At 69.4% G+C, this 14,985-nt stretch carries 14 protein-coding genes; 8 read left to right on the forward strand and 6 right to left on the reverse strand.

What is annotated here, in order from left to right; genetic code table 11:
- Nucleotides 1-11: 11 nt before the first annotated feature.
- Together ACFVWL_RS11830 and ACFVWL_RS11835 are read right to left on the reverse strand one after the other, a co-directional pair.
- Nucleotides 12-929 (reverse strand): helix-turn-helix domain-containing protein, encoded by a 918-nt coding sequence (locus ACFVWL_RS11830; protein ID WP_387182712.1) that lies wholly within the window; start codon nucleotides 927-929, stop codon nucleotides 12-14.
- 191 nt (nucleotides 930-1,120) lie between these two features.
- Complete coding sequence (locus ACFVWL_RS11835; protein WP_387182715.1) at nucleotides 1,121-2,065, reverse strand: Ppx/GppA phosphatase family protein; 945 nt, start codon at nucleotides 2,063-2,065, stop codon at nucleotides 1,121-1,123.
- Nucleotides 2,066-2,101: 36 nt separating this feature from the next.
- On the opposite strand from ACFVWL_RS11835, the gene coaA reads away from it, so the two are divergent.
- The 8 genes from coaA (at nucleotide 2,102) to ACFVWL_RS11875 (ending at nucleotide 10,782) form a co-directional block, all read left to right on the forward strand.
- Nucleotides 2,102-3,055 (forward strand): type I pantothenate kinase, encoded by a 954-nt coding sequence (coaA, locus tag ACFVWL_RS11840; protein WP_267417525.1) that lies wholly within the window; start codon nucleotides 2,102-2,104, stop codon nucleotides 3,053-3,055.
- A gap of 75 nt (nucleotides 3,056-3,130) precedes the next feature.
- Nucleotides 3,131-4,978, forward strand: a complete 1,848-nt coding sequence (glmS, locus tag ACFVWL_RS11845; protein ID WP_387182718.1) for a glutamine--fructose-6-phosphate transaminase (isomerizing) — start codon at nucleotides 3,131-3,133, stop codon at nucleotides 4,976-4,978.
- A gap of 94 nt (nucleotides 4,979-5,072) precedes the next feature.
- A complete protein-coding gene (locus tag ACFVWL_RS11850; RefSeq protein ID WP_387182721.1) occupies nucleotides 5,073-5,432 on the forward strand; it encodes a holo-ACP synthase in 360 nt (119 codons plus the stop codon).
- Nucleotides 5,429-6,535 (forward strand): alanine racemase, encoded by a 1,107-nt coding sequence (gene alr / locus ACFVWL_RS11855; protein WP_387182724.1) that lies wholly within the window; start codon nucleotides 5,429-5,431, stop codon nucleotides 6,533-6,535. Before ACFVWL_RS11850 ends, alr begins: the two co-directional genes overlap by 4 nt.
- Complete coding sequence (gene tsaE, locus ACFVWL_RS11860) at nucleotides 6,532-7,014, forward strand: tRNA (adenosine(37)-N6)-threonylcarbamoyltransferase complex ATPase subunit type 1 TsaE (protein ID WP_387182726.1); 483 nt, start codon at nucleotides 6,532-6,534, stop codon at nucleotides 7,012-7,014. The genes alr and tsaE overlap by 4 nt, the downstream gene beginning before the upstream one ends.
- Nucleotides 7,011-7,838: a response regulator transcription factor gene (locus ACFVWL_RS11865; protein ID WP_387182729.1), complete on the forward strand. Its 828-nt coding sequence runs from the start codon at nucleotides 7,011-7,013 to the stop codon at nucleotides 7,836-7,838. Before tsaE ends, ACFVWL_RS11865 begins: the two co-directional genes overlap by 4 nt.
- Before the next feature lie 212 nt (nucleotides 7,839-8,050).
- Complete coding sequence (locus tag ACFVWL_RS11870; RefSeq protein ID WP_387182732.1) at nucleotides 8,051-9,649, forward strand: sensor histidine kinase; 1,599 nt, start codon at nucleotides 8,051-8,053, stop codon at nucleotides 9,647-9,649.
- On the forward strand, nucleotides 9,646-10,782 hold the full coding sequence (locus ACFVWL_RS11875) for a hypothetical protein (RefSeq protein ID WP_387182734.1): 1,137 nt from the start codon (nucleotides 9,646-9,648) through the stop codon (nucleotides 10,780-10,782). The genes ACFVWL_RS11870 and ACFVWL_RS11875 overlap by 4 nt, the downstream gene beginning before the upstream one ends.
- A 36-nt stretch (nucleotides 10,783-10,818) precedes the next feature.
- On the opposite strand, the gene csrA is transcribed toward ACFVWL_RS11875, so the two are convergent.
- Genes csrA through ACFVWL_RS11895 form a run of 4 tightly spaced genes read right to left on the reverse strand, consistent with a single transcriptional unit; the run spans nucleotide 10,819 to nucleotide 14,984 of the window.
- On the reverse strand, nucleotides 10,819-11,070 hold the full coding sequence (csrA, locus tag ACFVWL_RS11880; protein WP_387182737.1) for a carbon storage regulator CsrA: 252 nt from the start codon (nucleotides 11,068-11,070) through the stop codon (nucleotides 10,819-10,821).
- Between the two features lie 4 nt (nucleotides 11,071-11,074).
- Nucleotides 11,075-13,138 (reverse strand): flagellar biosynthesis protein FlhA, encoded by a 2,064-nt coding sequence (locus ACFVWL_RS11885; RefSeq protein ID WP_387182739.1) that lies wholly within the window; start codon nucleotides 13,136-13,138, stop codon nucleotides 11,075-11,077.
- A complete protein-coding gene (locus tag ACFVWL_RS11890; protein WP_387182741.1) occupies nucleotides 13,135-14,226 on the reverse strand; it encodes a flagellar biosynthesis protein FlhB in 1,092 nt (363 codons plus the stop codon). The genes ACFVWL_RS11885 and ACFVWL_RS11890 overlap by 4 nt, the downstream gene beginning before the upstream one ends.
- Nucleotides 14,223-14,984, reverse strand: a complete 762-nt coding sequence (locus tag ACFVWL_RS11895) for a flagellar biosynthetic protein FliR (RefSeq protein ID WP_387182744.1) — start codon at nucleotides 14,982-14,984, stop codon at nucleotides 14,223-14,225. Before ACFVWL_RS11895 ends, ACFVWL_RS11890 begins: the two co-directional genes overlap by 4 nt.
- Nucleotide 14,985 lies beyond the last annotated feature (1 nt).

Raw genomic sequence — 14,985 nt, forward strand, 5'->3', positions numbered from 1 at the left:
GACCGCTGAACTCAGCGGTCGGCCGTTTCGCGTTCGTCGGGCCGTTTCTCGACGCCGCGGTGGGCGCGCAGTGCCCGGGGAGTGGTGCCGTAGTCCTCCTCGAGTGCACGACGCAGGCTGATCGGCGAATGAAAACCCGACCGCTGCGAGATCTGCTCGATGCTCAGCACATCGAACCGGCTGTCGGTGAGGAGGGACTTGGCAAGGCGCGCTCGTCGGTGCCGGATCTCGCCCGCCACGCTGTTCCCGGCTTCGGCGAAGACCAACTGGAGCTGGCGCAGGGAAGACTGCACCTCGCGGGCGACCAGCGTAGGATTCAGCGCCGGGTCACCGCACTGCTGGGCGATCACGGCCACCGCCCGGTCGCGCAGCGCGGCATGCGGGGAACGCTGCCCGGATGCCGTGTCGACGCGGTCGAGCAGGATGGCCCCGCTCATCTCCACGATCAGGTGCTCCATCGCATATCGTTCGATCGCGGTGGCGTCGTCGTCGACGGCCAGGACCTGCTCGACGAAAGCCTGCATCGCCCGATCCAGGGGACGCCGCTCCGCGAGGATCCGAACCGTGTCCGGCAGTGCGGCGACGAATGATCCGAGCGCGGCGCGGGGAACATATGCGGCGGTGATGTGCCAGGAGCCCGCGCAGCGCACACTGTGCACGATTCCCGGCGGGGCGACGACGAGCCCGCTCGCGATCGGCATCCACGGACCGTTCCGCTCCTTCGCCGCGAGCCCGGCGGTTTCGACGAAGGCGAAGACGGCGTGGTCGGGATGGGCGGCGACGGTATCGATCGCCAGTTCGGTCGCCTCCCCCCGCATCGACAGCAGGATCACGGGTCCAGGCGTCCGCTCCGTCGCTCGGAGAGCCGTGCCCCGGTCGACGGCGCGCACGCCGTGCGAGGCCAGGTCTGCCGAGCCGATCGCCCTCACAACTCCTGGATTCACTCAGCACCCCCCGACGCCGATGACCATGGGGTGGCACCGACGATGAGTGCGGTGCGCACCGGGCTCCTGCCTTCCCCGCCTGCCTACTCGCGGGCGGGAAAGTGCTCGCTTCGTCAGAGGATACCGGCGCGGACCGGGACGGCAACAGTGCCTGTTCGTCCGGCGTCACCCGCCGCTCAGCGTCGGGAGTCGCTCCAGCTCAGCTGTTCGATGTAACGCAGCAGCACGCCCTCGCGCAGGGCCCACGGAGAAACCTCGAGCTCGTCCACCCCGAGAGCCGTCATCGCCGAGTGCAGCGAGACGGCGGCGGCCACGATCTGGAACGTCCGGTCCGGCGTGATGCCGGGCAGCTCCTGCCGTGCGGAGGCGGGAAGGCGTGCGAGGCGAGGGATCCACGACCCGAGCGAGGAGCGGGGGAGCAGCATCCGTTCGCTTCCTGACCACCCCGGCACCGGGTAGCCGACCAGCCGAGCCAGGGAGCGGATGGCCTTCGACGACCCGACCACGTGGTCGGGTCTGGGGAGGGCGACGAACCGCGGGAGCACGCCTGCCAGGGTCGCTGCCGCATGGGCGCGCAGCCGCTCCACATCGGCCTCACCCGGAGGATCGTTGGGCAGGAACTGCACGGTCATGCGCCCGGCCCCGAGGGGGACGGATGCCGCGGCGTCGGGCAGCTCCTCCGCGCCCGCAGCGATCTCGAGCGAACCGCCGCCGATGTCGAGGAGCAGGATCTGTCCGGCCGACCAGCCGAACCAGCGTCGCACCGCGAGGAAGGTCAACTCCGCCTCGGTCTCGCCGTCGAGCACCTGCAGGGGCTGGCCGAGGGCCGCTTCGACGCGGGCGATGACCTCGGCCCCGTTGCGCGCATCGCGCACGGCGCTCGTCGCCGTGGCCAGCAGCGCGTCGACGCGCTCGCTCTCCGCTACGCGCCGCGCCCGGACGACCGCGGCCTCGAGCGCCACGACGCCTTCCTCCGAGATCGAGCCGTCGGGGGCGAGGTAGCGCATGAGGCGCAGCACCGTCCTGTCGCTCGTCGTCGCGAGCGGCCGTCCACCGGGGCGGACGTCGGCCGCCAGCATGTGGACGGTGTTGGATCCGATGTCGAGGACTCCCAGGCGCACGGGAAGAGACTACTCGCCCCCGACCACGCCGATACGATGTACTCCGTGACCACCGCCGACCCCACGCTGCCGCTGTCGCCCTATCGGGAGATCGGACGCGCGGAATGGGCGCGGCTGGCCGCCGGGCTCGACCAGCCGCTCACCGAGACCGAGGTCGTCGAGCTGCGCGGTATCGGGGACCGCCTCTCGCTCACCGAGGTGCGCGAGGTGTATCTGCCGTTGAGTCGCCTGCTCAGCCTCTACGCCACCTCGACGAAGCGGCTGGGTGCCGCCACCTCGTCGTTCCTCCAGGAGGATGACACCACGACGCCGTTCGTCGTGGGCGTCGCCGGTTCCGTGGCGGTGGGGAAGTCGACCATCGCCCGTCTGCTGCGCGAGCTCATGAGCCGGTGGCCGGGAACGCCTCGGGTGGAGCTGGTCACCACGGACGGCTTCCTGTACCCCAACGCCGAGCTCGAGCGCCGCGGCATCATGGACCGTAAGGGCTTCCCCGAGTCATACGACCGTCGCGCGCTGATCGAGTTCCTCACCGAGGTCAAGAGCGGCGCCACCGAGGTGCGCGCTCCGTTCTACTCCCACATGCGCTACGACATCGTGCCGGACGCGAACGTCGTGGTGCGACGCCCTGACGTCGTCATCGTCGAGGGATTGAACGTGCTGCAGCCCCCGCCGGCTCCGAACGACGTCGCCGTGAGCGATCTGTTCGACTTCTCGATCTTCGTCGACGCCGACACCTCGCACATCGAGAAGTGGTACGTCGATCGCTTCCTCGCGCTCCGCCAAGCCGCGTTCAGCAACCCGTCGTCGTACTTCAACGTGTTCGCGCACCTCACCGACGAGGAGGCGATCACCACGGCCCTGGGCTACTGGAACGAGATCAACATGCCCAACCTCGTCGAGAACGTGATGCCCACGCGACACCGCGCACGACTGGTGCTGCGCAAGGGCGCCGACCACGACGTCGAGACGGTGCTGCTGCGCAAACTGTGACGGCGGGGAGGGACTGCCGCGCGCCCGTAGGAATGTACGGACGACTCGCAAAAAACTCGTCTTACTCTTGATCGCATGTGTGGAATCGTCGGATACGTGGGCCCGCGCCCCAGCCAGGACATCCTTCTCGCAGGCCTCGCCCGCCTGGAGTACCGCGGATACGACTCCGCGGGTGTCGCCGTCATCGATGGCGACGGCTCGCTCGGCATGCGCAAGAAGGCGGGAAAGCTCGCCATGCTGCGCGACTCGCTCGCCGACGCGCCGCTCCCCGACGGATCGACCGGCATCGGGCACACCCGTTGGGCGACGCACGGCGGACCGACCGACGGCAACGCGCACCCGCACCTCGCCGACGACGACAAGCTCGCCGTCATCCACAACGGCATCATCGAGAACTTCGCCGCACTGCGCGACGAGCTCCTCGCCGACGGCGTCGTGTTCCGCAGCGAGACCGACACCGAGGTCGCCGCAGCCCTGCTCGGACGGGAGTACGCCGGCAACGGCGGTGACCTTCAGCTCGCCTTCCGCAGCATCGTGAACCGTCTCGAGGGCGCGTTCACCCTGCTGGCGATGCACCAGGACCACCCCGGACTCGTGGTCGGCGCCCGTCGCAACTCCCCGCTCGTGATCGGACTCGGCGAGGGAGAGAACTTCCTCGGCTCCGACGTCGCCGCATTCGTCGAGCACACGCGCAAGGCGCTCGCGATCGGCCAGGACCAGATCGTCTCCATCACCCCGGACGCCGTCACCGTCATGGACTTCGCCGGCACGCCCGTCGAGCCCGAGCCGTTCGACGTGTCGTGGGATGCCGCCGCCGCCGAGAAGGGCGGATGGTCGAGCTTCATGGCCAAGGAGGTCGCGGAGCAGCCCGAGGCCGTCGCGAACACCATCCGGGGACGCATCCACGACGGTCAGGTCGTCATCCCCGAGCTCGACGGACTGGATGAGCTCTTCGTGGGCATCAACCGGGTCATCATCACCGCCTGCGGCACCGCGTCGTATGCGGCGCTCGTCGGCAAGTACGCGATCGAGCAGTGGGCACGCGTGGCCGTCGACGTCGAGCTCGCGCACGAGTTCCGCTACCGCGACCCGGTGATCGGCGCCGACACCCTCGTCGTCTCGATCAGCCAGTCCGGCGAGACCATGGACACGCTGATGGCCGTGAAGTACGCCCGCGAGCGCGGCGCACGCACGCTGTCGGTCTGCAACACGCAGGGCGCCACGATCCCCCGTGAGTCGGATGCCGTCGTCTACACCCATGCCGGACCCGAGGTCGCCGTGGCCTCGACCAAGGCGTTCTCGGCGCAGATCACCGCTCTGCTGCTGCTCGGCCTGCACATGGGCCGTGTGCGTGGCGCGGTCGCCGACGCGTCGGTCGACGTCGCGGAGCTCGCCGCGCTCCCGGAGAAGATCGCCAAGGTGCTCGAGAGCGAGCAGGAGCACGTCACCCAGCTCGCCGGCTGGATGGCCGACACGCGCTCGGTGCTCTTCCTGGGTCGCCACGTCGGCTACCCGATCGCGCTCGAGGGTGCGCTCAAGCTCAAGGAGATCTCCTACATCCACGCCGAGGGCTTCGCCGCCGGTGAGCTCAAGCACGGCCCCATCGCGCTGATCGAGCCGGGCCAGCCGGTGTTCGTGCTGGTTCCGTCGCCGCGCCACTCGGCACTCGTGCACTCCAAGGTCGTCTCGAACATCCAGGAGATCCGCGCGCGCGGGGCCCGGGTGATCGTGATCGCCGAGGAGGGCGACGCCGCCGTGCTGCCGTTCGCCGACGAGGTCATCCACATCCCGCTCGCCGGAGCGATGTTCGAGCCGCTGCTCGCGGTCGTGCCGCTGCAGATCTTCGCGATGGCCCTCGCGACGGCGAAGGGGCTCGACGTCGACCAGCCGCGCAACCTCGCGAAGTCCGTCACGGTCGAGTAACGCCGACTTCGCGCTCCCCGAATGGCTTCGTTTCCACCGGAAACGGAGCCATTTGGGCGATCTCAACCGGAAGCATGGTCGATAGGCTGAACGGGTGATCATCGGCACCGGCATCGACCTCGTGGACATCCCGCGATTCGAGCGGACGATGGAACGCACGCCACGATTGCGCGAACGACTGTTCGCTCCGTCGGAGCGCACCCTCCGCCTTCCTTCCCTCGCGGCTCGCTACGCCGCCAAGGAGGCGCTGATCAAGGCGCTCGGCGGTTCCGACGGTGTGCACTGGAGCGAGATCGAGATCGCCTCCGAGCCCTCGGGCCGCCCGCACTTCGTGCTCTCCGGCTCGACGGCCGCCGTCGTCGAAGAGCGGGGCATCCTCACCCTGCATCTGACCCTCACCCATGACGCCGGTCTCGCCGCAGCGTTCGTCGTCGCCGAAGGAGCACCGCTGTGACCGTCCCCTTCCGTGAAGCGACCATCGACCTCGACGCGATCGCCGACAACGTTCGGCACTTCCGACGCCTCACCGGCGTCGAGGTGATCGCGATCGTCAAGGCCAACGCCTACGGACACGGTGCGGCGACCGCTGCCGTCGCGGCGCTCGCCGCCGGTGCCACCCGCATCGGCGTCGCCGAGATCCCCGAAGCGCTCGAACTGCGCAGGCAGGGTGTGCACGCGCCGATCATGGCGTGGCTGCACGCACCGGGGGAGCGGTTCGAGCACGCCGCGGCGCAGGACATCGAGGTCGGGATCTCGTCGTTCGACCAGCTCGAGGCGGCCGGTGCCGCGGCTGCCGTCGATCGCCCGGTCGGGGTGCACCTCAAGTTCGAGACCGGGCTGTCACGCAATGGCATCGCGCCGGACGACTGGGGGCGCGTGCTCGCCGAGGCTGCGCGCCTCGAGCGCATCGGACGCCTGCGCATCGTCGGGCTGTTCAGCCACCTCTCCAACACCTCCGTGGAAGACGACAGGGCCGCGCTCGCGAGGTTCGAAGAGGGGGTCGCGGCGGCGGCGTCCTTCGGTATCCACCCTGAGATCCGGCACATCGCCGCCACCGCTGCGGCCATCGACCTGCCCGAGATGCGCCTCGACGCGGTGCGTATCGGCGTGGGGCTCTTCGGCCTCTCGCCGTTCGATGACCGCAGCTCTGCCGAACTCGGTCTGCGACCGGCGATGACCCTGCGCGGGGCGATCGCCGCGGTCCGAAGAGTGCCGGCCGGGACAGGGGTCTCCTACGGCTACGACCACCGGACGGACCGCGACACGACGCTGGTCCTCGTTCCTCTCGGATACGCCGACGGGGTGCCGCGGAACGCCTCGGGGAAGCTCCCGGTCTCGATCGGCGGGCGCCGGTTCGTGAACGTCGGACGGATCGCGATGGATCAGTTCGTCGTCGACGTCGGGGACACCCCGGTGTCGATCGGTGACGAGGTGGTTCTGTTCGGCGACCCCACCCTCGGTGTGCCGTCCGCCGCGGACTGGGCGGTCGCCGCAGACACCATCAACTACGAGATCGTCACCCGTATCGGTCCCCGCGTACCCCGGAGCGCCTCGTGAGCGTGGATCCCGCGTTCCTCGGTCGGCGGGAGATCGCGACCGCCGAGGAGATGGAGCAACTGGGCCTGCGTATCGGCGAGCAGCTGGAGGCCGGCGACCTGCTCGTCCTGACCGGACCTCTCGGAGCGGGGAAGACCACGTTCACCCGCGGACTCGCCGAAGGGCTGGGCGTGCGTGGGCCCGTGCAGAGCCCGACCTTCGTGATCGCCCGCACGCATCCTTCGCTGGTCGGCGGGGCGCCGCTCGTGCACGTCGATGCTTACCGGCTCGGTTCGGCCGCGGAGCTCGACGACCTGGATCTCGACCTGGAGCGTTCCGTGGTCGTGGTCGAGTGGGGTCGGGGCATGGCGGAGGAACTGGCGGACTCGTGGTGGGACATCGAGGTGGAGCGGCCCGTCGGATCGTCGGATGTGGACCCGTCCGAGCTCGATGCCGACGCACCGCGGATCGTGACGATCGTGCGCGAGCGCATCGTATGACCTCGGCGCCCGGTCGCGCCCTCGTCGCCGTGATCATCGAGGATGACCCCGACGTGCGCTCCCTCCTGGACGAGGTGTTCCTCGCCGCCGGCTTCGAGACGATCCTCACGGGATCCGGCTTGGACGGGCTCGCGGCCGTCGAACAGCACCACCCGGTGATCACGACCCTCGACATCAACCTCCCCGGCATCGACGGGTTCGAGGTCGCTCGACGCATCCGACGGATCAGCGACACCTTCATCATCATGCTCTCGGCGCTCTCCGACGAATCGGACGTGGTTCTGGGGCTCACCTCGGGCGCGGACGAATACTTGGTGAAGCCGTTCCGTCCCCGTGAGCTCCGCGCCCGCATCGAGGCGCTTCTGCGTCGTCCGCGTCTTCCTGATCCCCGCCTCCCTGATCCCCGTGTCACCGGTGCCAGGCTCACGGACTCCGGGCGGCCGGTGGGCGACACCGAGCAGGCGATGGATGGAGCGACGGTCCTGACCTGGCGCGGCCGCGTGCATCGGGATCTCAGCCTCGACCTCGACACGCGGATGGTCCTGATCGGACAGCGGCGCATCGACCTCACCCCGACCGAGTTCGATCTGCTCGCGATGCTGCTCGAGGCCGGGCTCCGCGTGTGCGGCAAGGCCGATCTCGCCCGCGGCTTGCGCGGGGCCCCCGAGGGGTCGAACGACTACGTGAGCGAGCCGGACAAACGGGCGATAGAAACGCACATCGCGAACCTGCGACGAAAGCTCGGCGACAGCACGACGCAGCCGCGGTACATCGAGACGGTGCGCGGCGTCGGCTATCGACTCACGCCGACCGATGGTCCGTGAAAGCCGAGGGGCGGGACCGTGGTTCCCCAGCCACGGTCCCGGCTGCCTGCGAATCCCCACTCGCGTGGCCCCAGCGTCTGCGTTGTTCCCCAGTCGCAGTGTCGGCCCCCACTCAGAATGCTAGGGGTGCGAGGTCGCCTGAAGAGCGGGCTGCACCGATCTTTGAGTAATCTTGCGGCAAAGCTGAGGTTCGACGGGGAGGGTGAGCGCTGATGGTCCGCACTGTGTCTATCTGGCGCTGGCAACTCGTCTTCACCGGCAGCATCGTGGCGATCGTCGTGATGATCACCGCGTTCAAACCGGAGACGTTCGCGAACCCTCTCGTCGTCGCCGGTGCCGGTCTGGTCATCGTCACCACGCTCCTCACCCTGGCCGTGCCGTGGCACCGCCTTCCGCGCACCGCGGCGACCGTCGTGCCGCTCCTGGACGCGCTCGCGGTGGGGCTCACGACCAACGCTCCCGACCTCCGGCTCGGTTTCCTCTGGGTCTTTCCCGTCGTCTGGCTGGCCAGCTACTTCACGATGCCATGGGTGCTCGGTGGCATCGCCTTCATCAGCGCCACCCTCGTGCTGTTCGCCGATCAGAGCGGCACGCCCGCCGACATCCTGCTGCGGCTGCTCACTCTCGTGATCACGCTGGGCTTCCTCGGGGTGACTGTCCGCATCGGCGCGCAGCGCTCCCGGGCGGCGCGTCGACTGCTGCAGCGCCGGTCCGAGCAGGTCAATCGCGCCGCCGAGCGGGCCGAGGCGAACCAGCGGCGCGTCACCCAGATCGTCGACGCGCTGAGCGTCGCCCTCGTGGTGGTCACGACGGGTGGTCGCATCCTCCAGATGAACGACGCCTACCGTGCGCTCTACGGCCGCGATCGCTTCGGCGCCGCTCTGCCCTCGGCCTCCGTCGAGTACGACGCCCGTCGCGGAACGGCCCTTCCTCTGTCGCGCACCTCGCTCGCCAGGGCCGCCGCCGGCGAGCGGTTGGACGCCGAGAGGATGTGGCTGTTCGACGGCACGGGACAGTGGCGCGCCCTCGAGGTGAGCACCCAGACGATGGCGAGCGTGGGGGAGGGCGAGGACATCACCTTGGTCGTGATCGACGACGTGACGGCACTGCTCGAGGTAGACGAGGAGCGGCGCACCTTCAACGCCGTCGTCTCGCATGAGCTGCGCAACCCCCTCACCGCGATCATCGGCCACGTCGAGCTGCTGCGAGAGCGCGACGACCTCCCCGGGCGTGTGCCGGCGCAACTCGACATCATCGCGCACGCGGGCGAGCGCATGCAGGACCTGGTCGCGAGCATCCTGCAGCAGACGAGCCGGGCCGCGCAGGAGCCGTTCGCCCCTGTCGACCTGCGCGAGGTCGTCGAAGCGGCGGCTGCCTCGTACGCCCCGGTCATCTCCGGCAACAGACAGGAGATCGGGATCGGCGGGGCAGCGAACCTCGTGATCTCCGGCGACCCCTTCCGGCTGCGGCAGGTGCTCGACAACCTCCTCAGCAACGCCGCCAAGTACACCCCTGCCGGCGGGCGCATCGACGTCGCCGTCGACACGGCTGCCACCGGTCAGGCCGAGGTCACGATCGTCGACGACGGCTTCGGGATGGCCCCGGAGGATCTGTCGCGCATCTTCGAGCCCTATTTCCGCACGGAGAGTGCGGTGCGCGCCGGCATCAGCGGAACGGGGCTGGGCATGGGGATCGTGCGCGAGATCGTCGCGGCGCACGAGGGTAGCATCCACGTCTCCAGCGAGCTCGGGGTCGGCACCCGTGTGACACTCCGCTTTCCGCCGCGTTCCCCGGAGGAGGAACCGACGTGAACCCGCTCGTTCCCGTCAACGTCGACATCACGACGAGCATGGTGGCCGTCGTCACCGTGCTCACGGTCATGGTCATCGGACTCGGCACACTGGCCCGCCCGAGCAGGGCGACCGTGACCTGGGGAGCCGCCTTCGGGTTGGGCATGCTCGGGGCCTACCTCTGGCTCGCCGGCCAGCAGACCGAGGAGCCGATGCTGCGCGGGGCGGCGTCCGCGTTGCTGCTGTGCTTCGAGCCTCTGGTCTGGATCGGTCTGCGGATGCACCTCGGGCGGAGGGCGCGCTGGTGGCCGGTCGCCGTCTTCGTCCTGATCGCGCCCATCCTCCTGATGGTGACGGCGGGTAGCGACGGGTATCTGCCCGCGTTCCAGCTCGTCTTCCTCGGCAGTGCCGTCTTCGCGGGCATGGTGGCATACGAGCTGCTGCGCGACAGGCCGGCCGTCAGGGACATCGTGCTTCCGCTTGCGCTCGCGTCCTGCGGCTTCGTGGTGGTCGCGGTCGTGAGCGCCGTGTCTGCCCTCGTCTCCGGCGGCGCGGGCACCGAAGCCCAACTGAGCGCACTGCGCGGCATGAACGCCGTCGGAACCGTGGTGGTGAGCACCTGCGCGGCGTTCACCCTCGTGCTGATGGTGCGGTCCGAGCAGAAGAAGAACGATGCCGACGACATCGCCGAGCGGGCTCGCCGCCGACTCCGCAAGGCCGAGGAGCAGAACGATCTGCCGTGGTCGATCCTCGACATCCGCCTGGACGACCCCGCCGACCTTCGAGAGGCGTCGACGGGTTCTGCGTTCGCGCTCATCGTCGATCGCTTCCACCACGACATCCAGGAGGTACTGCCGGCATCGGCAGACGCCGACCGGGTCGCCGACGGCCGCGCGATCGTCGTCATCCGCGGCAGCGACGAGTCGGTTCGTCACCACCTGCGGGCGATCCTCACACGTATCTCGGTCATCGACAGAGAGACCGCGGTGACCGGGATCCGCTCGTCCGCCAGTATCGGCTGGGCGACCGTGTCCGTCGTGGGCTACGACTACGACGCGCTCGTCGCCGTGGCGGGCAGGGCGGCGGACAGGGCGCGGGCTGCCGGCGGTGACCAGTGGAAGCGCGCCACGGCGACGGACCTGATGCCGGTCTGATGCCGGGCGTGGGATGCCGGTCGGGTGGGCCTGCGGCTAGGCGGGGCGGGACTCGCGGCCACGGGCGAGCGCGGCGGCGATCGCTTCTTCGGCCGTGGCATCGGTCTCGGCAGCGGCCGACACGTTCTCGGCGACGACCGCTTCGATGATCTCGGTCCGCTGGATGCGCGTCTCGCGCGGCGCCTTCACACCGATCCGCACGCTGTCGCCTTTGATCTCGAGCAGCGTGATCTCGATGTCGCCGTCGATGCGCACGCTCTCACCGATCCGCCTCGTCAAAACCAGCATTCGTTCAGCCTAGTGCTGCCGGGACGACGCCGACCGACGGCGCGGGGATGTCGCGCACCACGCCGACCGTCTCGATCGTGAGGGCAGCGGCGGTCGCCTCGGTATACGAGAGCACGGGCAGGCCATCCGTCTGCGCCGAGACGAGGCGTCGCACGGCGGGCCGCAGCGACGGGGCGCACACCAGCACCGGCTCGCCGCCCTCCCGCACCGAGGAGACGGCCTGCTTCACGGAATCGACCACGGACTCCATGCGCTGCGGGTCGAACACGATCTGACTGCCCTCGTCGCCCGGACGCAGGCTCTCGAGCATCGCCTGCTCGAGCAGCGGGTTGATCATCACCACGCGCAGCGTGCCGGCATCGGCGAACCGGGCGGCGATCGCCGGGCCCAGAGCGGCTCGTGCGGCCTCGATCAGGCCCTCGGGGTCGGTGGAGGCTCTGGCGCGCAGTGCGAGCGCCTCGTAGATGCGGCTGAGATCGTTGATCGGCACCCGTTCTGCGAGGAGTCCCTGCAGCACACGCTGCACCTCGGCCAGGGACAGCAGGGCGGGCGTGAGCTCCTCGACCGCGGCGGGGGACGCCTGCTTGAGCGCGTCGGTGAGCTGGCGCACGTCCTCGCGGCTCAACAGGCGTGCGGCGTGGGCGTGGATGACGCTGGACAGATGCGTGATGATGACGCTCGCACGGTCGATCACGGTAGCGCCGGCGAACTCCGCACTGTGACGCATCTCCATGGGGATCCACTTGCCCTCGAGCCCGAAGACCGGGTCCAGGGTCGCCGTGCCGGGAAGGCTGTCCAGCCCCTGACCGAGAGCGAGCACCGATCCCATCGGTGCCGTACCGCGGCCGGTCTCGACCCCGGCGATGCGGATGACGTAGGTCGACTGCGGCAGCTCGATGCTGTCGCGGGTGCGCACCGGCGGAGCGATGAGGCCGAGGTCGAGGGCGATCCGACGGCGGAGGGCCTTGACGCGCGCGAGCAGGTCGTCTGGTCCTCCGGTGACGAGGTCGACGATGTCGGGGGCGAGCAGGATCTCGAGCGGATGCACGCGCATCTTCTCGATGAGCTCCTCCGGCTGGTCGGCAGGGAGGGTGGAGGGGCTCTGCGCGGCGGCGGCGGCCTCCTCGCGCTTCTGGGTGGCTTTGATGCGCTGCGCGATGAGCAGAAGCAGGGCTCCGATCGCGACGAACGGCAGCATGGGCATGTGCGGGATGAGCGACATGATGATCGCGGCGCATCCGGCGATGATCAGCGCGTTGCGGGACTGACCGAGCTGGGCCGATGCTGCGGTGCCCATCTCCGCCTCCGCCGTGGAGCGGGTGACGATCATGCCGGTGGAGACGGCCATCAGCAGGGCGGGGATCTGCGTGACGAGCCCGTCGCCGATCGTGAGGAGGCTGTACGTGCTCACGGATTCATCGATCGTCATGCCGTGCTGCACGATGCCGATCGCGATGCCGCCGACGATGTTGATGATGATGATGACGAGCCCGGCGATCGCGTCGCCCTTCACGAACTTGGACGCACCGTCCATCGCGCCGTAGAAATCGGCCTCGGCGGCCACTTCGGCCCGGCGTTCGCGGGCCTCGGCGTCGGTGATGAGTCCGGCGTTGAGATCGGCGTCGATCGCCATCTGCTTGCCGGGCATCGCGTCGAGGGTGAATCGTGCCCCGACCTCGGCGACGCGTTCGGCGCCCTTGGTGACCACGACGAACTGGATGACGACGAGGATCAGGAACACCACGGCGCCGATGATGAGAGAGCCGCCGACGGCGATCGCTCCGAACGCCTCGATCACCTGCCCCGCATACGCCTCGCCGAGCACCAGGCGGGTCGAGGCGACGTTCAGTCCCAGCCGGAACAGGGTGGCCACCAGCAGCAGCGATGGGAACACCGAGAAATCGAGCGGCTTCTTCACGAACATCGACGTGAGCAGGATCACCAGCGCGAACATGATGTTCAGGATGATGAGGATGTCGAGCAGGAACGGCGGCACCGGCACGACGAGGAGCATGATGATGCCCACGACGCCGATCGGCACCCCGAGCTTGGGAAGCAGCTGTCTCATGCGGTCCTCCGGTAGGGAAGGGAATGGATGCCACGGGCGGCCCCGCGTCGTCGCAGCGAGTCGACGAACACGAGCACGCGTGCCACGGCGTTGTACAGGTCTTCGGGGATCTCCTGGCCGAGCTCGCAGGCGGCGTGCAGGGCCCGGGCGAGGGTGATCTCGCGCACCAGCGGGACACCGGCGCGCACGGCCTCGTCGCGGATGCGCTCGGCGATCACACCGCTGCCCTTCGCGACGACCTTGGGGGCGGCGCGGCCGGGCTCGTACCGCAGGGCGATCGCGATGTGGGTCGGGTTGACCACGACGACGTCCGAGCCGGCGACGGCCGCGATCATGCGGTTGCGGCTGACGGCGAGCTGACGTGAGCGTCGCTGCTGACGGATGAGCGGGTCGCCTTCGGAGCTCTTGCTCTCGTCGCGGATCTCGCGCTTGGTCATGCGCGTGTGCTTGCGGTTGCGCCGCATCACCACGAACATGTCGATCGCGGCGAGGGCGAGGCCGACCCCGATCGCGGTCTGCAGCAGGGCGGTGGTGCCTTCGCTCGCGGTGCCGAGCAGGCGGGAGATCGAGTGCGCGCCGCTCGCGGTCAGCACGGGCATCAGGCTCGCGATCACGAACCACAGGGCGATGCCGATGGCGGCGGTCTTCATCAGGGCCTTGGCGCCCTCCCAGAGGGCCTGCATCCCGAACACCCGTCGGATCCCGGTGACGAGGTTGAACTGCTCGAAGCGTCCGGTGAGCGGTTTCAGATGCACGCCGCCCTGGATGACCGCGCCGATCAGGGTGATGATCGCGACCGCCGCCAGCATCACGGTGATCGTCGGGAGCACGGAGGCGAGGCCACGACCAAGGGCGGCGAGTGCCGCCTCCGGCGTCGGGGCATCGACGAGGGAGGTGAGCGTGAGCATCTGCTCGGTTCCGGCCGATGCCCCGAGGGCGATGGCGGCGGGCATGGTGACGGCGGCGGCGCCGATGCCCAGCCACGCGGTGAGGTCCTGGCTGCGCGACAGGCGCCCCTTCTTGCGTGCTTCGCTGAGGTGCTTGTCTGTCGCCTTCTCGCTGCGTTCTCCGGTGTCCGTACCGCTCACTCGTGCACCCCCTGCATCATGCGCAGGGCCTGTGCGGCGAGGGAATCGACGATGCCGGGGAGCACGGCGTACACCGCGCCGGCGAGCAGCAGTGTCAGCAGGATCTTCACCGGGAAGCCCATCGCGAACGCGTTCAGAGCCGGGGCGACTCGGGTGATGAGTCCCAGTCCGACGTCGGCGAGGAAGAGCACGAGCACGAGCGGTCCCGCGATCTGCACGGCCGCGAGCACCATCTGGGAGACTCCGTCGACGAGGAGCTCGGCCGGGCCCGCCGCCTGGAACATGCCGTCGACGGGCACGGCGTCGAAGCTGCGCGCGAGCCCGGCGAGGATCAGCTGATACCCGCCCGAGGCGAACAGCAGGGTCAGCGCGGTCAGGTGGAAGAGCCGGGTGAACTGGGCGCCGTTCACGAGCGAGTGCGGGTCGAACGCCTGCGCGAGCTGGAAACCGCCGAACACGTCGATCAGGCTGCCCGCGGCCTGCAGGGCCGAGAAGCACAGCAGCACCAGGAAGCCGAGCAGGGCGCCGGTGACCAGCTGCAGAACCAGGGCTCCGAAGAAGGGACCGGTGTCGAGGTTCTCGTAACCGGGAGCGACGGCGGAACCCACCGCGAGGGAGAGTCCGATCGCGAGCATCGCCTTCACCCGCGCCGGAATCGCCCCGTAGGAGAAAGGCGGGGCGATCATGATGAAGGCGGTGATGCGCACGGCGGCGAGCATCGTGGCCTCCAGCCAGGCGAAGTCGATCGGGATGTACACG

The organism is Microbacterium sp. NPDC058269, from assembly GCF_042881445.1.
Lineage (GTDB): Bacteria > Actinomycetota > Actinomycetes > Actinomycetales > Microbacteriaceae > Microbacterium.

Excerpts from the sequence above, each read along its gene's own strand:
- csrA (WP_387182737.1), bottom strand. The coding sequence starts at position 11,070 with ATGCTGGTTTTGACGAGGCGGATCGGTGAGAGCGTGCGCATCGACGGC.
- coaA (WP_267417525.1), top strand. The coding sequence starts at position 2,102 with ATGTACTCCGTGACCACCGCCGACCCCACGCTGCCGCTGTCGCCCTAT.
- glmS (WP_387182718.1), top strand. The coding sequence starts at position 3,131 with ATGTGTGGAATCGTCGGATACGTGGGCCCGCGCCCCAGCCAGGACATC.
- ACFVWL_RS11870 (WP_387182732.1), top strand. The coding sequence starts at position 8,051 with ATGGTCCGCACTGTGTCTATCTGGCGCTGGCAACTCGTCTTCACCGGC.
- ACFVWL_RS11865 (WP_387182729.1), top strand. The coding sequence starts at position 7,011 with ATGACCTCGGCGCCCGGTCGCGCCCTCGTCGCCGTGATCATCGAGGAT.
- ACFVWL_RS11885 (WP_387182739.1), bottom strand. The coding sequence starts at position 13,138 with ATGAGACAGCTGCTTCCCAAGCTCGGGGTGCCGATCGGCGTCGTGGGC.